At 40.8% G+C, this 24457-nt stretch carries 11 protein-coding genes; 6 read left to right on the top strand and 5 right to left on the bottom strand.

Annotated features, from left to right (window positions below; all coding sequences use genetic code 11):
* Window positions 1-202: 202 nt before the first annotated feature.
* Complete coding sequence (locus AMD27_RS11705) at window positions 203-1804, top strand: isocitrate lyase (protein WP_067660715.1); 1602 nt, start codon at window positions 203-205, stop codon at window positions 1802-1804.
* Window positions 1805-2134: 330 nt separating this feature from the next.
* Window positions 2135-2722, top strand: coding sequence for a 1-acyl-sn-glycerol-3-phosphate acyltransferase (locus AMD27_RS11700; protein ID WP_067660712.1), 588 nt, complete (start codon window positions 2135-2137; stop codon window positions 2720-2722).
* 87 nt (window positions 2723-2809) lie between these two features.
* On the opposite strand, the gene AMD27_RS11695 is transcribed toward AMD27_RS11700, so the two are convergent.
* The 5 genes from AMD27_RS11695 to trpS form a co-directional block, all read right to left on the bottom strand.
* Window positions 2810-3157 (bottom strand): hypothetical protein, encoded by a 348-nt coding sequence (locus AMD27_RS11695; protein WP_067660709.1) that lies wholly within the window; start codon window positions 3155-3157, stop codon window positions 2810-2812.
* Window positions 3158-3329: 172 nt separating this feature from the next.
* Window positions 3330-4076, bottom strand: coding sequence for a sulfite exporter TauE/SafE family protein (locus AMD27_RS11690; protein WP_067660704.1), 747 nt, complete (start codon window positions 4074-4076; stop codon window positions 3330-3332).
* A gap of 263 nt (window positions 4077-4339) precedes the next feature.
* Window positions 4340-6061 (bottom strand): flotillin family protein, encoded by a 1722-nt coding sequence (locus AMD27_RS11685; protein WP_067660701.1) that lies wholly within the window; start codon window positions 6059-6061, stop codon window positions 4340-4342.
* Between the two features lie 23 nt (window positions 6062-6084).
* A complete protein-coding gene (locus tag AMD27_RS11680) occupies window positions 6085-6729 on the bottom strand; it encodes a YqiJ family protein (RefSeq protein ID WP_067660698.1) in 645 nt (214 codons plus the stop codon).
* A 581-nt stretch (window positions 6730-7310) separates the two neighbouring features.
* On the bottom strand, window positions 7311-8324 hold the full coding sequence (gene trpS, locus AMD27_RS11675; RefSeq protein ID WP_067660695.1) for a tryptophan--tRNA ligase: 1014 nt from the start codon (window positions 8322-8324) through the stop codon (window positions 7311-7313).
* 266 nt (window positions 8325-8590) lie between these two features.
* On the opposite strand from trpS, the gene AMD27_RS11670 reads away from it, so the two are divergent.
* From AMD27_RS11670 to AMD27_RS11655, 4 genes are all read left to right on the top strand, one after another.
* Entirely contained in the window at window positions 8591-9517 is a 927-nt protein-coding gene (locus tag AMD27_RS11670) for a DUF808 domain-containing protein (RefSeq protein ID WP_067660692.1), read from the top strand.
* Window positions 9518-9567: 50 nt separating this feature from the next.
* Window positions 9568-10467: a neutral zinc metallopeptidase gene (locus AMD27_RS11665; RefSeq protein WP_067660690.1), complete on the top strand. Its 900-nt coding sequence runs from the start codon at window positions 9568-9570 to the stop codon at window positions 10465-10467.
* A 233-nt stretch (window positions 10468-10700) separates the two neighbouring features.
* Window positions 10701-12200 (top strand): cation:proton antiporter, encoded by a 1500-nt coding sequence (locus tag AMD27_RS11660; RefSeq protein ID WP_067660686.1) that lies wholly within the window; start codon window positions 10701-10703, stop codon window positions 12198-12200.
* A 670-nt stretch (window positions 12201-12870) separates the two neighbouring features.
* On the top strand, window positions 12871-24309 hold the full coding sequence (locus tag AMD27_RS11655) for a BapA/Bap/LapF family large adhesin (RefSeq protein WP_067660683.1): 11439 nt from the start codon (window positions 12871-12873) through the stop codon (window positions 24307-24309).
* Window positions 24310-24457 lie beyond the last annotated feature (148 nt).

Genomic DNA, 24457 nt, shown 5'->3' with positions numbered 1-24457 from the left:
ACTATAAATATTATCATACGACTTTGATCTACATATTTTTTAAATAAATATCGAAGATTCTTGCAGACTATTGGATTAATTATAACAGTCAAACTAAGCTAGGTTCATAACAACGAAGTGCTCTAAATCTGTACAAATGTATTTAAAAATAGATTTAGTCCTTCGATTGATGAAATCCTAAAATTATATACAGGAAAATATCATGACTACATATCAAACAGCGGTAGATGCAATCCGTGAATTAAAAGCAAAATTCGGAAGCACATGGCGCGATATCAGCCCAGAAGATGCTGCGCGTATGCAAATGCAAAATCAATTCAAAACGGGTCTTGATATTGCTAAATATACTGCTGCTATTATGCGTCGTGATATGGCGGAATACGATGCTGACTCTAGCAAATACACTCAGTCTTTGGGTTGCTGGCACGGTTTCATCGCACAACAAAAAATGATTGCGAACAAAAAATACTTCGGCACAACGGACAAACGCTACATCTACTTGTCTGGTTGGATGGTTGCTGCACTTCGTTCAGAATTTGGTCCATTGCCTGACCAATCTATGCATGAAAAAACTTCTGTACCTGCATTGATCGAAGAAATCTACACATTCCTTCGTCAAGCTGACGCGAAAGAATTAAACGATTTGTTCCGTGCGCTTAAAAAAGCAAACGAAGCGGGTGATACAGCCAAAGCTGCTGAAATTACTGCTCAAATCGATGGTTTCCAAACTCATGTTGTACCAATTATTGCGGACATCGATGCTGGTTTTGGTAATGAAGAAGCAACTTACTTGTTAGCGAAGAAAATGATCGAAGCGGGTGCTTGTGCACTTCAAATCGAAAACCAAGTATCTGATGCGAAACAATGTGGTCACCAAGCAGGTAAAGTAACCGTTCCACATGAAGATTTCATTGCTAAAATCCACGCATTACGTTATGCATTCTTAGAAATGGGTCTTGATGACGGTATTATTGTTGCGCGTACTGACTCTGAAGGCGCTGACTTGACTCAAAAAATCCCAGTAGTTAAAGAGCCAGGCGACATCGCTTCTCAATATATCGGTTTCTTGGAAACATCTGAAATTGACATTGCTGATGCGCAAGAAGATGAAATTCTAATTAAACGTGATGGTAAATTACACCGTCCTAAGCGTTTACCGTCTGGTCTTTATCAGTTCCGTGCTGACACTCAAATTGAGCGTGTTGTACTTGACTGTGTATCTAGCCTTCAAAACGGTGCTGACTTACTTTGGATCGAAACTGCGACTCCAAACGTTGACGAAATCGCTCACATGGTGAATCTTGTACGTGAAACAGTGCCAAATGCGAAGCTTGTTTATAACAACAGCCCGTCATTCAACTGGACTTTAAACTTCCGTCAACAGACTTATGACCGTTATGTTGCTGAAGGTAAAGACGTATCTGCATATGATCGTGCTAAGTTAATGAGCGCTGAGTATGACGAAACTGAATTGGCTGCTGACGCCGATGAAAAAGTACGTACATTCCAAGCAGATGCTTCTCGTGAAGCGGGTGTGTTCCATCACTTGATCACACTACCGACTTACCATACAGCTGCGCTTTCTACACATGAGCTTGCTAAAGGTTACTTCGGTGAAGAAGGTATGCTTGCTTATGTTGCTGGCGTACAACGTAAAGAAATCCGTGGTTCAATCGCATGTGTTAAACACCAAGCAATGGCTGGTTCTGACATTGGTGATGATCACAAAGAAATCTTCGCTGGCGACAATGCATTAAAAGCGGGTGATGATTCTAAAAACACAATGAACCAATTTGGTGGTTAATCCGCTCCATTGATTCAAAAAAACCCTGCGAAAGCAGGGTTTTTTTATATCTAATTTTTATATGGACAGTATCCCTATTTTGAATGCTTATGTTTAAATTTTCCTCTTAACGTAAAATCAATGATCTGATTATAGGGTGGACATGCACCGATTTGGACTCAAATTTAGACCTTCTTAAAGAAGGTCTAATATGATCTGATAATAGTTAAAATGTATCAGCATAGACAAAATATACACGCCTATAAAATCTGATCGAATTCGTCAGTTAAAGATATTTAATCATGTTTAAAATTGATACAATCCGCGCAAATTTGGATATTTGGTACTGCTGTGTTTGAAAAATTAGCTGAACAAACTTTAGGTTTAATGGGTTGGAAAATTGATAATCATTGGCCGCTTGATTTAGATCAATGCGTGATGATTGCAGCGCCGCATACCAGCAACTGGGATGCCTTGTATGCACGTCTTGCTTTAAAAGCGCTGGGTGTAAATGTCAAACTCACCATTAAAGACAGCTATATGAAATTTCCGTTGGGACCGTTTGTACGTGCATTAGGCGGAATTGGCATTGATCGTGGGCCTAAAGCTGAAGGTCAAGAGCGCCCAAGCATGGTTCAGGTCATGAGTGATTTATTTAAAGAACACCCTCAACTGGTAATGCTCGTGACCCCAGAAGCAACACGTGCCAAGCGGGAACAATGGAAAACTGGGTTTTATCACGTGGCAGTGACTGCGGGAGTTCCGATTGCTTTGGCCTATATGGACTACGCGAAAAAGAAAACAGGTGTAGGTAAAATCGTTTATCCATCCGGTGATATGCAAAAAGACATGGCGGAAATTATGGCATTTTATGCGCAGATTGACGCCAAATTTCCTGAGCAATTCAGTGTGGATCCGCGCTATCAGAGCGACATATAAAAAAAAGACAGGCTAAATGCCTGTCTTTTTTATTTAATTTGAAATGATTGAATTTGAAATTAAGGAAATTACAACTCAAGTTTAGTTTTATTGTTTATGTATTTCAGTCGTGTTTTCAACAGCATTGGTCACACCACCTAAATAATAACATGCTGATTTATAGGTGATAAATTGCTGCTGAATCACTTGATCCAAAGGGATTTCAAATAAAGTATCACCCGCTTTATAGCTGGCAAGATATTCAAGCGCCTTGTCTTTACTGATAGCAAGCGAGCGTTGATGAAAACCTGTGACAGGATTATACCCAAGTTGATCACTGTCAATATTATGGCATTCAAATTGATGAATCAGTTTTTCTGCGACTTTGATTTCGTTCGATGTGCTAAACGCACAACCTGTTAAAAATAGGAAGCTGATTAAAAATGAGGTTTTCATCACACTAATGGTTGTTAAATGAGTGCTTGTATTGTACGTATTTATTTCTAATTGAACAGGTTAAACCCATTAAAGCCTTGAAATGGATTTTATTTGTTTAAAATATAAACAATACGGTTTAATCTGAAAATCAAGAGCCGTCCTTTTAGCTTTCTCCTATCATTTAGAAGCATTAAGTCAGAAATGTGCTTATAGCGGTCAAGGTCAGAATACAGCCTGAAGCAAAGAGAAGGTTGAGCACAATCTGTTTGAATTGTTGTTCTGAAATTTTGTAAAAAAGCTGCGCACCCAATACGGCTGGTATACTCACTGCTAAGACCAGCACCACAACATAAGGAATATGTGACTGATCAAGTGTCCCTTGCCACAGATACACCATTATCGTGAATAGCTGAATCGCGAAATTGAAATGCCTCAAGATATAGCGCTGCTGGTCTTTGGGTAAGTTTCTGAGCATGACCCATGCAGAGGGGAGTGCACCACAAAACCCGCCCAGTCCGCCAAGAACTCCCCCTATAAAACCAATCGATGCATCTGCTTTTTTGTGAGCAGAATCCAATACAGAAAACTTGGGTGCAAAATACATAACAGGGCACCAAATCATTAAAAATAGTCCTAAGATGAATTTAAACAGTTCTGCATTCACCATGTGTAATAAAAATGTCCCTAAAGGTACGCCTATTAAACCAGCGATAATATAAGGCAAAACTATATGGTAGCCAAAATGATGTTTTTTTTCTTTGCTGAGTGAAATTAAATGACACCACAGCGAGGCAAACACCACAAGAGGCGCTGATATTTGAGGCGGGAGTATCCATACCCAAAAAGACATGGCAATTAATGCAAAGGCAAAACCTGTTAAACCTTGAACGAATCCTGCAAGGGAGGCTCCCAAAATAAAAATAAGCCATACGCTCATTGGACACAATTAAATATCAATAAATTTATAAAAAGGATCATGAGAGGCATAGTTTAGATAATTCTAAAGATGATTTTAGCGAGTTAAGCACAAGATTAAAACCACTCAATTCTGCTGAGCATATCGGTATGAGGAAATAAGAGGAGCTGTGTTTGAGATGTAGAGTTAAGATTTTGCTTCAAAATAAATTATTTTCATAAGTGATAAAAAACCCCTGAATGATCAGGGCTTTTTATTTAAAACATTTTTAATTTTTCAAATTTCTATTTCAGTACTTGTTCTGATTTAGGCTTCAAAGTTTGGGTCAAACCGTTGATGTCACCGCCATTAATGCCCAATTCATTCATTAGGCTGTCAATTAAAGGCGCTTGTGAGCGATAACGTAGTGCACTATTCACCACTTGATCGGATAATGCCACTTGACCTTGTTCACCATGGTCACCTACAGATGCTGAGCTTCCGCTTAAACCGCCCAAGCCATTCACTTGAAGAATTTTAATATCATCAATATTCTCCATGGGTTTAACACTTTCACGAATAATTTCAGGTAAGTACTTGAGCAAAGCTAAACGAATTTGCATTTCCACTTGTTCAGAAGACAAAATGTTATTGGCTTCGTTGACAGCGCGTGTACCTTCAGCATCGACTTGGTATTGTTTCTCTTGTGCTTCAGCCAGCAAGATTTTAGCATCTGCTTCACCTTTGGCTTTTAAACGCACTTTTTCAGCTTCCGCTTCAGCACCAATTCGAACCGCTTCTGCATCATCTGCCGCGGCTTGTTTTGATGCTTCTGCTGCAACCGTAATCGAAATTGCATCAGTTTCAGCGGCTTGTTTCGCAGCAACCAACTCAACCGCTTTCACACGTTCTGCACGTTGTGTTTCGCGTACTGTGATGACTTCTTCTTCCGCTTTTACGGCTTGAGCACGGGCTTGGTCAGCAAGTGCCTTCGCTTCTGATTCAGCACGAGACTTTTCAGCAATCGCAATGGCACGGTCTTGCTCAGCCAGTTCAATGGTTTTCTTTTGTTCAACTTGCGCTTGTTGAATAATTTGAGATTTTTGAATGTTTTGGTTTTCAACGTCACGTGCAGCAGTAATACGTTTTAAGTCAACCTCACGTTCAGCAGCAATTTGAGCTTCTTCAGCTTCACGTTTTTTAGCCGCTTCTTGTGTTGCTATTTCTGACATCTGCTCTGCTTTGCGAATCGAGATTTCACGCTCTTGTTGCATTTTCGCATATTCTTCTTCACGAAGAATTTGTAAGCGCGCTTGCTCAGCCTGTAGGTTCTTGGTACGAATGGCAAGGTCTGCATCTTGCTCAATATCGTTACGCTTTTTACGGCGGTCTTCAATGGTTTCAGTCAGTTTGGTTAGACCTTCAGCATCGAATGCGTTTTGTGGGTTAAAGAATTTAAAGCTGGTTTGATCCAGACCGGTTAAAGACACCGTTTCAAGCTCTAAACCATTTTTAAATAAATCTTCAGAGACCACTTGCTGAACTTTTTGCACAAAATCGACACGCTTTTCATGCAATTCTTCCATCGCCATTTCAGCAGCGACCGAACGAAGTGAATCGACAAATTTACCTTCAACCAAATCTTTGAGTTCTTGCGGCGACATGGTTTTTTGACCTAATGTTTGCGCGGCTGTCGCAATGGACTCTTCAGTCGGTTTTACACGTACATAGAACTCAGCCATGACATCGACACGCATACGGTCACGCGTAATCAGAGCTTGATCTGCAGCACGTTTCACTTCTAAACGCAGTGTATTCATATTGACAGGAATGACTTCATGCAACACAGGTAACACGATTGCGCCGCCACCTAAAATGACTTTTTCACCGCCAAAACCGGTACGTACAAATGAAACTTCTTTACTTGAACGTTTATAAAGACGGGCAACAATAGTTCCCATCACAATCAGTGCGGCTAAAATAATGCCGGCAATAATTAAAATTTGATAAAAAGTAGAATTCATCATTGAATGATCTCGAAGTGTTTATATTAAGTTGGAATGGCTTGAAAACCAATTTTCGTTTTATGAGTCAAAATTACACTTTGACCCTGTAAAAGCGTAATTTCTGTTGCAGGTTCAACCATCACATAGTGGGTTAAACCATGTTGATCTTTCACTTTGGCTTGCGCTGGATAATTGGGTTTGGCATTCCCTAAAATAATTTCAGCGGTCAGCCCAATCAACTCATCGCTATGGATGGCTGTGGTTTCATCTTGAGGTAAAATTTTGACGAAAATACTTGCGATCACCCGTACAATCGGCATGCACAAAAACAAAGTCGCGGGCGCAATAATCCATAAAGGAAAATAGCTCTCGGTGAAATGAAAGAATATTCCCTGAGTAATAAAACCAAAAAGGGCATAGGTGGTTAAGAATATAATTAACCAAATTAGAACGGGAATTCGACCCAAACAAAGCCAGTCTAAAAATTGAATCCACAGACCATGATCAGCATCGACATTAAAATCAGGATGATGGGTATCAAACAATGAGTCAGGAATAAATTGATCCAAGAAACCTTGAGAACTTGCCCCTACAATCAGTAAAATGCATTCGACAAGGCCTAAAAGTAGCATCAAACACAGACTAACGCTGAAAAATAAATTAGATGGATGAACAAACAAATCCCACATTGATGAATACTCTACTTTTTTCTTGTACGTGGTTCTAACGATTAAAAATGCTATTCTTATACGACCTACAGGTTTGAATTGAAAGACAAATTCTTCCAATTGAGCCAGTTTATAGATTCAATCAGATTTTGGCAAATGCTTATTATTTAATGTAAATTAACAATAGTTTAAACTTATTAATGCTGTTTAATAGATTAAATTAAATATCGGAATACTTTAAAAGATTCAGTGATTTTTAATCACTCAGATGGTTTTTTTCTATGAGCATATGAGTCTGGAACATGACGTTTGTGATAGACAAAAAAATACGCAATGATTGGGGTGATCATTGCGTATAACAACGACTCTGTTTTCACAGTTTCGGTTAAGGAGAAATGTTATGAACATTGGGGATGCTCATAACTGTTTAAAAATAATAATCAATCTCAATTAGATCGTCATATGTAATTACGTAAAGTAGTGTAAGTTCTCGTTAATATTGCTTAATGAAGGGTCTTGCTGATGATTAAAATTAAAAAACCTCTCGCAAGGAGAGGTTTTAACGATATCAATCAATGATGAGCACTTTAAATCGTCACAGTTTAAAAGTGGAAAACACCCAAACCAGATTTCACTTCATCTAAAGTTTGCTGGGTAATATCACGACATTTTGTAGTGCCAGTTTTTAAAATATCCATGATGTAATCCGGATCTTTAGCCAGTTCCATACGACGTTCACGAATTGGGGTGATCAATTCTTTTAATACGCTTTCTAAACGTTTCTTGACCGTGCCATCGCCCAACCCGCCACGACGATAATGCGCTTTTAATTCAGCTACTTCATCTGTATTTGGATCAAATGCATCAAGATAAGTAAACACCACATTGCCTTCGACTTGACCTGGATCTTCCACACGTAAATGGTTCGGATCTGTGTACATCGCATTCACGGCCTTCTTAATGTCTTTGTCCGATGCATCTAAGACAATGGTATTGCCTAAAGATTTTGACATTTTCGCTTTGCCATCAAAACCAGGTAGGCGACCGACATTTGAAAGGAGTGCTTTGCATTCTGGAAGCAGCTCACGACCAATTTGACGGTTGAGACGGCGCACGATTTCGTTAGTCTGTTCGATCATGGGAATTTGATCTTCGCCGACAGGGACAATCGAAGCTTTAAAAGCAGTAATATCAGCAGCTTGTGCTACTGGGTAGCATAAGAAACCTGCGGGAATATCACGTTCAAAACCACGCATCTGAATTTCAGACTTAATGGTCGGGTTACGCTCTAAACGAGATACCGTTACAAAGTTAAGATATAACATGGTCAATTCATTTAAAGCCGGTAAGCTCGATTGAACACAAATGGTGGTCTTGGTCGGATCAATGCCTACAGCTAAATAATCTGTAGCCACTTCAATAATATTACGACGTACTTTTTCGAAATTATCGGCATTGTCTGTAAATGCTTGTGCATCAGCGAGAAGTAAATGCTGATGATGTGAATCCTGTAAACCCACACGTGAACGTAAAGAGCCGACAAAGTGACCCAAATGAAGTTGTCCGGTCGGACGGTCACCCGTCAAAATAACTGGGCGATTGTCTGAATGACTCATAGCGCTTACCGAAAGAAAATAAATTTTGGTTATTGTAAGAAGAACTGTTCTGAATGCCTAGCTTTAGTTGTACTGATATAGAAATTAAAAAACTTAAGCTCTCACTTAACTCGAGAGGATGAGAATGTCATTATAAATTAATAGTAAATGATTCGGTTAAATTGCACTGTGATTTAAAAAAAACCTGAAAATTTACTGAATTACATCATTTAAGTGAATAAAATCTGTAAAATTAAGCCATGATTTTAAAAATTGGATAATAACAAATGGCAGGTAGTTTACTGATTTTACTAGATGATATTGCAGCGATTTTGGATGACGTTGCAGTAATGAGTAAAATGGCAGCCAAAAAAACGGCAGGTGTACTTGGGGATGATCTGGCTTTAAATGCACAGCAAGTCAGCGGTGTGTCTGCAGAGCGTGAACTCCCAGTCGTTTGGGCTGTAGCGAAAGGCTCTTTCCTAAATAAATGTATATTGGTGCCTTTGGCGCTTGCGATTAGCTTTTTTGCACCTTGGCTCATTACACCTTTATTGATGATAGGTGGTTTATTCCTGTGTTATGAAGGTGTTGAGAAGGTTTTACATACCATACAGCATAAGAAAGCAGCCACAGTTGAAGAAGCGAAAATTGAAAAAGAGTTACTCGAGAAAGATTTAGCTTCGCTTGAGAAAGAAAAAATCAAAGGTGCAATTCGAACTGACTTTATTCTTTCTGCCGAAATTATTGTGATTTCACTTGGGACAGTTGCTGCTGCTACCTTTGGGATTAAAGTTGCCACTTTATGTGTGATTGCAATCTTGATGACTGTTGGGGTGTATGGTTTTGTCGCAATGATCGTCAAAATTGATGACTTAGGTTTGTATCTGGTCGATCAAGCTTCAAGTTTCAAAAAGACTATCGGTCGTGGTTTGTTAGCATTTGCTCCTAAGCTTATGAAGACTTTAACGATTGTTGGAACTATTGCAATGTTCTTGGTCGGTGGCGGTATTATTAGTCATGGCGTACCTTGGTTTCATCATTTAACTGAGGAATCAGTGGACTATGCGGAGCATATTCCAACTTTTGGTCATATTTTTGGGGCATTAACGCCAACGTTGATCAATTTTGTGATCGGTTTTATTGCAGGTCTGATCGTGGTTTTAATTGTGACAGCAGGCAAGAAGATTTTCTCGAAAACCAAATCGGCATAATGAATTAAATAACGATAAAATATACATGAGACTAAAATAAGGATAAGACTATGCGTTGGAAAGGGCGTCGTGTTAGTAGTAATTTAGAAGATCGTCGTGGCGGTGGTGGGGCTAAAGCGGGTGGCTTTAGTATCTTGGGTTTAATTGTGGCTTTTATTGCATGGAAGTTTTTTGGTGTCGATCCTCAGCAGGCATATCAAGCCACCAAACAAGTGACTTCACAAGGTTCACAACAAGCTTCAGAAATTGCCAATCCTACGCCAGAGCAACAAGAAGCCTCTGCTTTTGTGGGGACGGTTCTCGCGGATACGGAAGATGCCTGGGTGCCTATTTTCAAACAAAATGGCATGCAATATATACCTCCTAAACTGGTGATGTTCAGTGGCGTGGTTAATTCAGGTTGTGGCGCGGCTGAGTCTGCAATGGGACCCTTTTATTGCCCAGCGGATCAAAAGGTATATATCGATACGCAATTTTTTAAAGATATGCGTACACAAATGGGAATTTCGGGTGAGCAAAATCAGTCAGAACTTGCCAATAACCAAGCCGCAGGAGACTTTGCACAAGCGTATGTGATTGCACATGAGGTCGGTCATCATGTGCAAAACTTATTGGGTATTTCAGATCAAGTTCAAAAGGCTCGTCAGCAATCTAATGAAGCCCAAGGCAATGCACTTTCGGTACGCTTAGAATTACAAGCAGATTGTTTAGCTGGGGTTTGGGCGAAAGATACCAATCAGCGCACACAGTTCTTAGAGCAAGGTGATGTTGAAGAGGCGATGGATGCAGCTCATAAAATTGGTGACGATTATTTACAGAAAAAAGCGCGTGGACACGTTGTTCCAGACAGTTTTACGCATGGAACCAGTGCACAGCGTATGCAGTGGTTTAATCAAGGTATGCAAACGGGCGACATTAATCAGTGTGATACCTTTAAAGCCACTATTTAATTTTATATAAGACGTAGCATTATGATAAGTCCAGTTCAAGATATCTATTTGACTGGGCTTTAAATATCTTTCCACAAAACAATAATTCATTGTTCTTCATATGAATGCGCAAAAAATAATAAACATGCCTTTTTACTGGATTTAAATCATTTTAAAATGTTTTCACTCAATTTATTTATTTATTTACTAAATATCTGTATTTATCAAAGCTATAAAAAATCTATAGGCGCAATATGGGCAATTATTTTTTTCTCCAAGTGTTTACAGTTGTTTTTGCGCTCTCCATTGCAACAACGATTTTCAATAAAAGAATTTTGGGTTTTCCGCAAGCGATTGGTGTGCCTATTGTTTCAGCTATTTTTGTCTTTATTTTACAATGGGCTGCAAATTTGTTGGGTGGTAATCAGTTCATTACTATTAATCTGGATAATATTGAGTCTGCGGTCAGACACATCGACTTCTATGATTTTTTGGTGAATGGTGTGATTTGCTTCATCCTAACGTCGTCAGCTCTAAAGTTTAAAGTTTCAGATTTAAAAGTATATTGGAAACCGATTAGTATTTTGGCCACCATTGCCTTGGTGATTTGCGCGGCTTTGTTTGGGGGGCTAATTTTTGGGTTCCAGTATTTGATTGGCAATCCTGTTCCGTTTCTAGTGTTATTGTTGCTCGGTTCTGCATTAGGCGCGACCGATCCTATCGGAATTAAAGGGGTGCTAAGTTCAGTTCGTGCGCCACATCATTTGATGGTGAAGTTAGAAGGTGAATCCTTATTTAATGACGCCATGTGTATCGCCGTTTTCATGACCTTACTCAACGTGCTAGAAGGTGAGCATTTTAGTCTGTTGGCAACACTACAAACTTTGTTGTATGAGATTGTGGTGGCTGTGATCATAGGTTGGATCTTTGGCTGGGCAATTCTGCGGATATTACGTGGCAAGCACGAGATGGAATCACTGATTCTCACCACAGCATTATTGGCGTGTGGTTCTTATTTGGTGGCATTGTTTGCCCATGCATCTGCTCCCATTGCCTGTGTCATTGGTGGTTTGATTGTGGGTAATCGCTGGAAAGAAATTTTAGAAACACGTGAAATTAGTGAAGTGAATCATTTCTGGCATACGGTTGAAGGGATTATCAATTCATTCTTGTTCACCTTAATTGGTCTAGAATTATTTATTCTCGATTTAAATGCCAGTATGATTTTGGGCGGTATCGTGGCCTTTATTATTTTGCACCTTTCGCGTTTTGCAGCCAACTATTTATCATTTGCATTTTTCCCTTCTTTTCGTAAAAAAAGCTACAACGGTAGTTTAGCGATTTTATCGTGGGGTGGAGTAAGGGGCGGTATTTCACTTGCACTTATTTTGGCTGTGGCGAATGTGCCTCAATTAAGTGAATACAGCAGTATTTTGATTGGTTATACCTTTATTGTGGTGTTGTTGTCTGGCTTGGTTTGCGGTTTGGGATTGCCTTCGGTTATGAATGCTTTTTATTACAATCCGAATGAAGAAACAGAAGGGTTCAAAGGATGGTATCAGCGCATGTGCCACAAAATGAACAGAAGCGGCGTGAAATACATCATTGTTGAAGACGCAAAAGGCAATGAAATTATTACGATTTATAATCCTGAAGCCATTTCTGATATTAAGACTGGAGATGGTGTTACGGCGGTGCATCACCCAAATAAAGTGCAGGAACTTAAACGGTTGGAAAATCCCGATAATTTCTAAATGAAATTGGAGTATCTGTGTAAAAAGGAGCGTGTAAAGATGGATTTACATTGCCCCTTTTATACAAAAATCGATGAGCTAATTTAGCTTGATTTAAACGATGATTTTTAAATTTTTGTCATGTTGGACATTTTACCCTGTCAAAAGTGATGTATCTGTGGGTTGGCAAAGCATGTAAAAATAACAAATAAATTATAAAAAATAGTCATTATTTTGGACTAAAGAAAGACTGAATAGAAAAATTGATGAGCATAATTGAACTAGATTTTTTCCATTCGATAGACGCTAATAAACTGCATTTCACCTCAAATCAGTCGAATTTTGAGATTTTTAATTACCAATTTTTTTTTAAATATACACAATAATAATTATGTATTATATAGAAATTCTGAAATGTAATTATAGCTAAATAATTGATTTTATATATTTTATTTTAATAATACATAGGTTTTATTTTTTGTTATAAGTTTTCAAATCACTGGATTTTATAAACATATCCTCCCAAAAAAATACTATTTACAAAAATGCACGCAAGCCTTCGGGAGCTTTTCACAAAAAATACATAAAGTGTGATATAAGTCTCAATTATACACAATAGTGTCAATCTTTTTTATCTTTAGTGATTTATAAAAGATCGATAAAAATAAAATTTATAAGAGAGAAATTTACCATGCCTAACATCTCCGTTATTTCGAAAGAGAGTCATCAGGTATTAGAGAATGTAAGTTCTAATAAGGTTGGACTGAACGAAAATTCTGTTGTTGTTGTTCAAGTTTCTAAAGATGACGTAGCTTCAATCACTCGCGAAAATAATAACGCTTTAATAAATTTAAGAAACGGTGAAGTAATTGTTGTTGAAAATTATTTCAATGCGGAATTTGCAGACAATAGTCTGGTTTTTCAAGATGAGAGCGGTCAGCTTTATTGGGTGAAATTTACCAATACAGATGGCACCATCGCTGAAACTATTTTGTATTACCCAATTGAAGAAATTGAACCGCTCCTTTACTCAGACAATTTCATCGGTGGAATTTTACCTTGGTTGGCGGGTGCGGGTGTTGCAGGTATTGCAGCAGCGGCAGGTGGTGGCAGTGATGGCGGAGATTCGACCCCTCCTGCGCCAACTGTTAATGCATTGCCAGCACCTACGGTGCTCGATGATCTTGAGCCTAAAATAGGCGTTGTAGCAAATGGTGAATCTACCAATGATACCGCTCCGACCATTGCAGGTTCTGGAGCGCAGCCAGGTGCAACAATCAAGGTCTATGATGGTGATCAATTACTGGGTGAAACTGTAGCGAAAGAAGATGGAACTTGGGAGTTTGTTCCAACGACTCCATTGGCTGAAGGTCCACATAGCTTGACAGTTACACAAACTGTAAACGGCCAAGAAAGCCCTAAATCACCTGTTAGTGATTTCACAGTGGATACTCAACCACCTGTGGTTTCTATTGATCCACCAGCGGATACCAATGACACGACGCCAGAACTTACAGGTAAAACTGAACTAGGTTCGACCGTGACGGTAGTGGTTAAAGATGCAACTGGGAATGTGGTTGCAACAGGTCCAGCAACTGTAAACCCAGATGGCACGTGGTCATTCACTCCAACGACAGAATTGCCTGAAGGTGAATATACAGTTGATGCAACTGCAAAAGATCCAGCTGGCAATGAACAAGCAGCTTTACCAGAACAATTAGTGGTTGATACAACTCCACCAGACATCTCAATTGATCCACCTGTTGATACCAATGACACGACACCTGAGATTTCAGGTCAGGCTGAACCAGGTTCAACGGTTGATGTTGTTGTTAAAGACAAAGATGGCAATCCAGTAGCGGAAGGTCCTGCAACTGTAAACCCAGATGGCACGTGGTCATTTACTCCAACGACAGAATTGCCTGAAGGTGAATACACAGTTGATGCAACTGCAACAGATCCAAATGGAAATACGGATATTGCAGCTCCAGAAGCGTTGGTGATTGACACTACTCCTCCAGTAATTACGATTGATCCTCCAGTATCAACAAATGACACGACGCCAGAACTTACAGGTAAAACTGAACCAGGTTCAACGGTTGACGTTGTTGTTAAAGACAAAGATGGCAATCCAGTCGCACAAGGTCCAGCAACTGTAAACCCAGATGGTACGTGGTCATTCACTCCAACGACAGAATTGCCTGAAGGTGAATACACAGTTGAAGTCACTGCAAAAGATCCAGCGGGTAACGAAGTAACAAAAGAGGTTGATGGGTTAGAAATTGATACGACCCCTCCAATCATAACAATTGATCCACCTGTTAATGGTGATGATGATGATTGGGATAACACCGAGTCTTCAACATTCACTGCAAAATTTTCAGCTTTATCTATTCAGTCTGATGCTGTTCAAGAAAAGCTTTTAAAAACGGAGACGAATGTGATTTTCCATATAAAAAACCCAGCGTATGTGTTTACTGGAACAACAAATCAAGATGTTGTAAAAGTCGATTTAGAAATCAAAGATAAAGATGGCAATACAATTGCTAAAGGTCCAGCAACAACCTTTGATCTAACAACAGATAAATGGACCTATAATAGTGGTGTTAAGCTTGCGGATGGTGATTACACACTGATCGCATACGGTGTGGACAGTGCTAAAAACCAAACCACAGATGTTATTCAATTTATCGTTGATACTGTAGCTCCACCTGTGGAGGTACAAGATTTTGGTTTAACCAATGATTCAACACCTACATTTACGGGTACCACTGAAGCAGGTATTCAGATGGTTCGTATTACTGTGAAAAATGAGGCTGGGGTAGTTGTAGAGAATGCAACGATTAAACCAAATGCGGATGGTACTTGGTCATTTACACCAAAAAATCTAGCAGATGGTAAATATACAGTTGAAGCAATCGCTCGTGATCTGGCTGGTAACGTAACGCCTGTACCAGATATTGCAGGTGTAATTGTAGATACGACTCCTCCTCCAGTTGCGATTGATCCAGTTGATCCTACCAATGACACCACACCTGAAATCAAAGGTACAACTGAGCCAGGTGCGACAGTTGATGTTGTGATCAAAGATGCAAATGGCAATCCAGTTGCCGAAGGTCCAGCGACTGTAAATCCAGATGGTACGTGGTCATTCACGCCAACAACAGAATTACCAGAAGGTAACTACACCGTTGAAGCGACTGCGAAAGACCGTGCAGGTAATCAAGCAACTGTAGATGCACCAGTAGATTTGGTGATTGATACTTCAATTCCAACAGACGTTACGATCAATGCAATTGATCTAACGAATGATGCAACACCTGAAATCACAGGTACAACTGAGCCAGGTACAACTGTTGTCGTGACTGTAATAGATGCAAATGGTAAAGAAGTTTCAGGCCCAGCAACTGTAAATTCAGATGGTACATGGTCATTCACACCATCAGAAAACTTAGCTGAAGGTCCGCAACAAGTTGTTGCAGTAGCGACAGATGAAGTAGGCAATACAGCACAAGCAACAGAAGACTTTGTTGTAGATACCGTTGCACCAGTAGTGACCATTGATCCAGTTGATCCTACCAATGACACCACACCTGAAATCAAAGGTACAACTGAGCTAGGTGCGACCGTTGATGTTGTGATCAAAGATGCAAATGGCAATCCAGTTGCCCAAGGTCCAGCGACTGTAAATCCAGATGGTACGTGGTCATTCACGCCAACAACAGAATTACCAGAAGGTAACTACACCGTTGAAGCGACTGCGAAAGACCGTGCAAGTAATCAAGCAACTGTAGATGCACCAGTAGATTTGGTGATTGATACTTCAATTCCAACAGACGTTACGATCAATGCAATTGATCTAACCAATGATGCAACACCTGAAATCACAGGTACAACTGAGCCAGGTACAACTGTTGTCGTGACTGTAACAGATGCAAATGGTAAAGAAGTTTCAGGCCCAGCAACTGTAAATCCAGATGGTACATGGTCATTCACACCATCAGAAAACTTAGCTGAAGGTCCGCAACAAGTTGTTGCAGTAGCGACAGATGAAGTAGGCAATACAGCACAAGCAACAGAAGACTTTGTTGTAGATACCGTTGCACCAGTAGTGACCATTGATCCAGTTGATCCTACCAATGACACCACACCTGAAATCAAAGGTACAACTGAGCCAGGTGCGACCGTTGATGTTGTGATCAAAGATGCAAATGGTAATCCAGTTGCCCAAGGTCCAGCGACTGTAAATCCAGATGGTACGTGGTCATTCACACCAACAACAGAATTACCAGAAGGTAACTACACCGTTGAAGCGACTGCGAAAGACCCTGCAGGTAACCAAGCAACTGTAGATGCACCAATTGACTTTGTCGTTGATACCACTGGTCCTGAAGTTACAATCGATCCGCTTGATATCACAAGCGATGCAACACCTGAAATCAAAGGTAAAACTGAGCCAGATGCGACAGTTGATGTTGTGATCAAAGATGCAAATGGCAATCCAGTTGCCCAAGGTCCAGCGACTGTAAATCCAGATGGTACGTGGTCATTCACACCAACTGCAGATTTACCAGAAGGCGAATATACAGTTGAAGCAACTGCGAAAGATCCTGCTGGTAACACAGGTTCAGCGAATGAAGACTTCACTGTCGATGTTGATGGTCCAGTTGTTACGATTGATCCGATTGATTCAACCAAAGATACAACACCTGAAATTACCGGTACAACTGAGCCAGGTGCGACAGTTGATGTTGTGATCAAAGATGCAAATGGTAATCCAGTTGCCCAAGGTCCAGCGACTGTAAATCCAGATGGTACGTGGTCATTCACGCCAACGACAGAATTACCAGAAGGTGATTATATCGTTGAGGCTGTAGGTAAAGATCCACTTGGTAACAAAGGTGAACCTGTTACAGAAGATTTTGATGTTGATACAACTGCACCAGTTGGTGTGTCAATTAATCCTTTAAATGACACCAATGATAATACGCCTACTATTACAGGTAAGACTGAACCAGGTACATCTGTTGTTGTAACTGTGACGGATGTCAATGGTAAGGTGGTATCAGGTGCAGCAACTGTTAATTCCGATGGTACTTGGACATATACACCTGAAAGCTTGGCTGATGGTAAACAAGATGTCGTTGCAGTAGCGACTGATGCTGCAGGTAACACAGCTCAAGCAACTGAAGATTTCATTGTAGATACAATTGGTCCAGTGATTGATGTATATCCAGTTTCATTAACGGATGAAATCAATGACAAAACACCAGAATTTACAGGTAAAACTGAACCAGGCGCGAAAGTAGATTTAACGATTACTCACGTTCCAAGTGGTTCTGTAATGACAGCAACTGTATATGCAGATGCTGATGGCAACTTTAAGTATGTTCCATTCTTCGAAGCACCCGAAGGTGACTACAATGTAACTGGTGTAGCAACTGACAAGCTTGGGAATAAAGGTGCACCAGATTCTGAAGAATTTAGAGTTGATATTACACCACCAACAAATGTATCGATTAATCCAACTAATGATACAAATGATGTAACGCCAGAAATCACAGGTACAACTGAGATTGGCTCTAGCGTAGAAGTAACCGTTACTGACTCTCAAGGTAAAGTTGTTAAAGGTCCAGCCACTGTCAATCCAGATGGTACTTGGACATTTACACCGTCTGAAGATTTAGCAGAAGGTAAGCAAAGTGTCGTTGCTGTAGCTAAAGACAAAGCAGGTAACACTGCCAATGCGACAGACGAATTCATTGTAGACTTTGGTGGTCCAGATATTACGATCGATCCAATTGACGAAACCAATGACACGACGCCAACTATCTCTGGTAAAACCGAGCCAGGTACTACTGTAGATGTTGTCATTAAAGACAAAGACGGTAATACAGTAGCGCAAGGTCCAGCGACAGTGAGTCCAGATGGTACTTGGGCATTTACACCAGCAACACCTTTACCAGAAGGTGAGTATGCGGTTGAAGCTGTAGCAAAAGACAAATTGGGTAATACATCTGAAGCTATTGAGGCATTTGAAGTAGATACAACTGCACCAGTCGTAACGATTGATCCAATTGATGCGACAAATGACACAACACCACAAGTAACCGGTAAATCTGAACCAGATGCAACCGTAGATGTTGTGATTAAAGACAAAGATGGTAATCCTGTAGCTCAAGGTCCAGCGACAGTGAATCCAGATGGTACGTGGTCATTCACTCCAACTACCCCATTACCAGAAGGTGATTACACAGTTGAAGCAACTGCGAAAGACCCTGCAGGGAATGCAGCTCCTGCTGCACCTGAAGCGTTGGTGATTGATACAACTCCACCAGTTGTTACCATTGATCCACCTGTAGATACCAATGACACTACACCTGAAATTAAAGGTACAACTGAGCCAGGCGCGACAGTTGATGTAGTGGTTAAAGACAAAGATGGCAACCCTGTAGCACAAGGTCCAGCGACAGTGAATCCAGATGGTACGTGGTCATTTACGCCAACGACAGAATTACCAGAAGGTGAATACACAGTTGAAGCGACTGCGAAAGATCCTGTAGGGAATGAAGTAACTGTAGAAGCACCAGTTGAGTTCGTCATTGATACGACAGATCCAACAAATGTAACGATTGATCCAATTGATCTTACAAATGATGCGACACCTGAAATCACAGGTACGACTGAACCGGGTACAGCTGTTGTTGTTAGCGTTACGGATGCTAATGGTAAAGTGGTTTCTGGCCCAGCAACTGTAAATCCAGACGATACTTGGACATTCACACCATCTGAAAACTTAGCTGAAGGTGAGCAAAAAGTTGTTGCAGTAGCAACAGATAAAGCGGGTAATACAGCAGATGCAACCGAAGATTTCTTAGTTGATTTCAGTGGTCCAGCAATTTCTATCGATCCAATCGATGCAACGAATGACACAACACCGGAATTAACAGGTACAACTGAGCCAGGTTCTAGTGTAGATGTAGTGATTAAAGATAAAGATGGTAAGCCAGTCGCACAAGGTCCAGCGACAGTGAATCCAGATGGTTCTTGGACATTCACACCGACTACTCCATTACCTGAAGGTGAATATGCGGTTGAAGCTGTAGCGAAAGATAAGCAAGGTAATGCATCCAATCCTGCTGTTGAAGCATTTGAAGTCGATACAACTCCACCTGTTATCACGATTGATCCACCTGCTGATACCAATGACACTACTCCTGAGTTATCAGGAAAGGCTGAGCCAGACTCAACTGTAGATGTTGTGGTTAAAGACAAAGATGGCAACCCTGTAGCACAAGGTCCAGCGACAGTAAATCCAGATGGTTCTTGGACATTCACACCGACTACTCCATTACCTGAAGGTGAATATGCGGTTGAAGCTGTAGCGAAAGATAAGCAAGGTAATGCATCCAATCCTGCTGTTGAAGCATTTGAAGTCGATACAACTCCACCTGTTATCACGATTGATCCACCTGCTGATACCAATGACACTACTCCTGAGTTATCAGGAAAGGCTGAGCCAGACTCAACTGTAGATGTTGTGGTTAAAGACAAAGATGGCAACCCTGTAGCACAAGGTCCAGCGACAGTAAATCCAGATGGTACGTGGTCATTCACACCAACTACGCCATTACCAGAAGGTGAATACACAGTTGAAGCAACTGCAAAAGATCCTGCAGGGAATGAAACTGCTGCTACGCCTGAAGCGTTAGTGGTTGATACAACTCCACCTGTCATCACCATTGATCCACCAGTAGATACCAATGACACAACGCCTGAACTAACAGGTCAAGTTGAACCAGGTTCAACTGTAGATGTTGTGGTTAAAGACAAAGACGGCAACCCAGTAGCGACAGGTCCAGCGACAGTGAATCCAGATGGTTCTTGGACATTCACACCAACTACGCCATTACCAGAAGGTGAATACACAGTTGAAGCAACTGCAAAAGATCCTGCAGGGAATGAAACTGCTGCTACGCCTGAAGCGTTAGTGGTTGATACAACTCCACCTGTCATCACCATTGATCCACCAGTAGATACCAATGACACAACGCCTGAATTAACAGGTCAAGCTGAGCCAGGTTCAACGGTTGATGTTGTCATTAAAGACAAAGATGGCGACCCAGTAGCGACAGGCCCAGCGACAGTAAATCCAGATGGTTCTTGGACATACACACCTGTAACGCCATTACCAGAAGGTGAATACACAGTTGAAGCAACTGCAAAAGATCCTGCAGGGAATGAAACTGCTGCTACGCCTGAAGCGTTAGTGGTTGATACAACTCCACCTGTCATCACCATTGATCCACCAGTAGATACCAATGACACAACGCCTGAACTAACAGGTCAAGTTGAGCCAGGTTCAACTGTAGAAGTTGTGGTTAAAGACAAAGATGGCAACCCAGTAGTGACAGGTCCAGCGGCAGTGAATCCAGATGGTACGTGGTCATTCACGCCAACTACGCCATTACCAGAAGGTGAATACACAGTTGAAGCAACTGCAAAAGATCCTGCAGGGAATGAAACTGTTGCTGCGCCTGAAGCGTTAGTGGTTGATACAACTCCACCGATCATTACCATTGATCCACCAGTGGATACCAATGACACAACGCCTGAATTAACAGGTCAAGCTGAGCCAGGTTCAACGGTTGATGTTGTCATTAAAGACAAAGATGGCAACCCAGTAGCGACAGGCCCAGCGACAGTAAATCCAGATGGTTCTTGGACATACACACCTGTAACGCCATTACCAGAAGGTGAATACACAGTTGATGCAACTGGAAAAGATCCTGCAGGTAATGAACAACCATCTCAACCTGTTGAGTTAGTTGTTGATACGACTCCTCCTCAAATCACTATTGATCCAATTGGTGATTCACAAACTAACGCGACTAATAATCAGCAACAGCCGATTACGGGTACAGGTGAACCAGGAACAACAGTTACTCTTTCAATTGTTGGTACTAAAGTTGGTTACAAAGAAGAAGGTGTGAATGTCACTGTTGATACAGATGGTAAGTGGAGCTATGTTCCTGCTCAGAAATTACCTGAAGATATCTATGTTATTACAGGTGTTCCTTCGGATGTTGCAGGTAATGTCGGCACAACGAAAACTGAGAACTTTGAAGTAGACACTACTCCACCAATAATCACAATCGACCCACCAGTTGATGGTGATGTTGATGATTGGTGGAATACTTTCAGCGATCAACCTTCAGCAGTAGCTTCTGATGAGCCTGCTGTAGCATTTGCAGCTCCAATGATGTCACGTATGGCCTTCTCAGCACCACTTGTAGAAGAGAAGACTACCGCTCAAATTGATTCAGTGTTGTTAAATGCACTATCTCCAGTAACTGCAGTTGTAAGCGAAGTGGTTACGGCAGTGGCTTCAGAAGTGAATTACTTCCTGAACACTAAACAGCCAACATTTAGCGGACAATTAATTGGTGAAGCTGTATCAATAGACGTGGTGATTGTTCGTGACGCGAACGGTAATCTTATAGAAACAGGCTCTGCTCTAATCGAAGGTAAGCGTTGGACATATAAGACTCAAAACGTCCTTGAAGATGCTATCTACAAGATTGAAGTTGTTGGTAAAGATGCAAGTGGCAATGATAGTAACCGTGTAGGACTTGTATTTGAAATTGATACAGTAATTCCTACAGTCGAAATTTTTGATACAGCAGCTACGGATGATGTTACACCGACCATCCTTGGCACAACTTCAGAACCGAATGCGACGGTCACTTTGGTGATTAGCAAAGATGGTGTACTTGTAGATAAGGGCACTGCGATTGTTGACTCAACAACAGGTAACTGGAGCTACACGACAAATGTTGATTTAACTGATGGGTCATACAAAGTTGATGCTTTAGCTAAAGATAAAGCTGGAAATTCAGCGAAAGACACCAATACAGTAACTGTAGATATTATCGCGCCAGATGCACCGATTGGGTCATTCAATGACGATGGTTCTGTACTTGACGGTATTGCTCAAGCGGGCTCATTGGTGACGTATACAGGTCCTAATGGCGAAATTTTGACGACGCAAGCAGACCAAGCGACGGGTGCATTCAAGTTTGAGTTCAGTCCAGCGATTGATCAAGGTCAAACTGTCACATTAACAGCAACTGATGTTGGTGGTACTTCAGCACCTACAACTGTATATGCACCTTATGTATCGCGTAATGATGCAGTGGATGATGTAGCTCAAGCATTTATTGATTATGATCACCCTGTCACAGAGCGTTTCATTGATAATGCAATTAGTTACAGCTGGAAGTTTGGTGTTTTAGGTATTGTTCTTGGACGTGATAGTGGCAGCACAACATTCAATGTCGGCGCAGGTAAACATGCAGATATTGAATTACAAATCAAAACTGGCTCATTAAAAGCAATCTTTGACCAAGTCAATATTGTATTGTCAAAATACAATACAACGACAGGCGGTTGGGACAAAGTAGCGTCTAACACTGATTCAGGTATTTTTGACTTCCTTGGCTTCTTTGGTGAAAAAGCGACAGTGAAAGTCAATGATCTTGCTGAGGGTCAATATCGCGTTGATATGGAAAGCTGGAGTGCGATCACGAAGTTTGGCTATGTTGAAACTGATATCGTTATTCGTGAAGTAAGTTCAGACTTTAAAGTTGAAGTTTCTGACATTCATGAAGCGAACGGTAATGTTCTAGCGAATGACACCATTGTAAGTGGTACCAAGTTAACAGGTGTTGATGGCGTAGCAGTAAATGCTGCTGGTGTTACGGTTAAGGGTGATTATGGAACATTGATCATTAAAGCTGATGGTTCGTATGTGTATAAACCAAATGCTGACTTAAACAACATCGGCAAAACAGAACTGTTTGAATACACCCTAACTGATGTAAATGGTAAGTCGACAGCTGCTGATTTAATTGTTCAGATTGGTACAAATTCTGGTATCGATTTAACATGGGATCCAACAGATCCTGCTAAACCAGCTGTGACGAACCTATCAGTTTCTGATGATGTGAATTCAGCTCAAACGACTGTTAAGAAAGCTGCGGATGTCACTCAATCACTCGTATGTGGTTCTGCGAAATCAGTTGCTTACTATGGTGGTCAGAAGCTGGATGGCGTAAGTAAACTTGCGATCCAATCATTGGCTGAAGGAAGTACAGCGAAGATTGCGATTAAATCTACGCTAGCTTTGAGCCAGACCATTACTGGCGACAAGTTCGGCTACCAAGTACAGTATAAAGACAGTGCTGGTAACTGGGTAAATGCATCGGGTGCTGGTTCATCTGGTACGGTTGTAGGTTCGGGTTATCATTCTGCGGGCACTGCCTTGTTTAATACGTCGTATCAAGCAAACGCAGCATTGTCTAAACAATGGCAAGTTGTGTTCACCACTTCAGAAGCGAACTACAACTTATGGGGTACGAACTCAACACTTATTAACACTTTGGTTCAATCCGTTATTTCAACTGATAAACTTGTAAGCGATGGCGTGAACAAAGCAGTCGGTAACGTCATTACTGATGACACAGGCTTCGGTGCAGATAAATTGGCAAGTAAAGATGACCAATTGTTTGTGAAGAATCCGAACACTGGTAATTTCGAGCTTGCTAAGGGTGACGTCATCACAGTTGCATCAGGTAAACTTGTATTGAATCAAAACGGTAGCTACGAGTTCACTCCAGCGGCGAATTCTACAAGTGCTGAAGTTAAGTTTGAGTACAAGCTAGTTGCGCCAAATGGTGTTGAGGAATCAGCGACGTTGACCATTGACCTAGGCAAAGCGTTTGTATCTACAAGTGCGAATGACACAGTCGCATTGGGTAATGCTGCAGATAAGCTGATCTTCAATGTACTGAACGCAACTGATAAAACTGGCGGTAACGGTCACGATATATGGACTGACTTTAAAGTTGAGAACAATGACAAGATCGATATTTCTAAATTGTTACAGGGCAGCGTAACTGAACAAAATATTGATCAATATGTTTCTGTGAAGAAAGTCGGTAACGATACTGTGATCAGTATTGATCGTGATGGTTCTGGTTCAACTTTCGCTAAAGCTGATCTTGTAACATTCAAAAATACAGATACGACACTTCAAGATTTATTGAACAACAATAACTTGTTGTACTAATAATCAAGTAGTGTGAAAAAAAGAGGATCTTCGGATCCTCTTTTTTTTTGTTCAAAATTTATTGAAAATACATATTTGCAGTATTGATTTCTAGATAAATTGATCTAATTGAAATGGCAATGCGAAAATCCAGTGCTCATCTAAGCTT

Source organism: Acinetobacter sp. TGL-Y2 (assembly GCF_001612555.1).
In the GTDB taxonomy this organism is placed as follows: Bacteria; Pseudomonadota; Gammaproteobacteria; order Pseudomonadales; family Moraxellaceae; genus Acinetobacter.
This window is presented reverse-complemented; position numbering and strand designations above follow the sequence as displayed.

Bases quoted from the DNA above. Each gene is read 5' to 3' on its own strand.
- AMD27_RS11705 (WP_067660715.1), top strand. From the start codon at position 203: ATGACTACATATCAAACAGCGGTAGATGCAATCCGTGAATTAAAAGCA.
- AMD27_RS11695 (WP_067660709.1), bottom strand. From the start codon at position 3,157: ATGAAAACCTCATTTTTAATCAGCTTCCTATTTTTAACAGGTTGTGCG.
- AMD27_RS11690 (WP_067660704.1), bottom strand. From the start codon at position 4,076: ATGAGCGTATGGCTTATTTTTATTTTGGGAGCCTCCCTTGCAGGATTC.
- AMD27_RS11685 (WP_067660701.1), bottom strand. From the start codon at position 6,061: ATGATGAATTCTACTTTTTATCAAATTTTAATTATTGCCGGCATTATT.
- AMD27_RS11680 (WP_067660698.1), bottom strand. From the start codon at position 6,729: ATGTGGGATTTGTTTGTTCATCCATCTAATTTATTTTTCAGCGTTAGT.
- trpS (WP_067660695.1), bottom strand. From the start codon at position 8,324: ATGAGTCATTCAGACAATCGCCCAGTTATTTTGACGGGTGACCGTCCG.
- AMD27_RS11670 (WP_067660692.1), top strand. From the start codon at position 8,591: ATGGCAGGTAGTTTACTGATTTTACTAGATGATATTGCAGCGATTTTG.
- AMD27_RS11665 (WP_067660690.1), top strand. From the start codon at position 9,568: ATGCGTTGGAAAGGGCGTCGTGTTAGTAGTAATTTAGAAGATCGTCGT.
- AMD27_RS11660 (WP_067660686.1), top strand. From the start codon at position 10,701: ATGGGCAATTATTTTTTTCTCCAAGTGTTTACAGTTGTTTTTGCGCTC.
- AMD27_RS11655 (WP_067660683.1), top strand. From the start codon at position 12,871: ATGCCTAACATCTCCGTTATTTCGAAAGAGAGTCATCAGGTATTAGAG.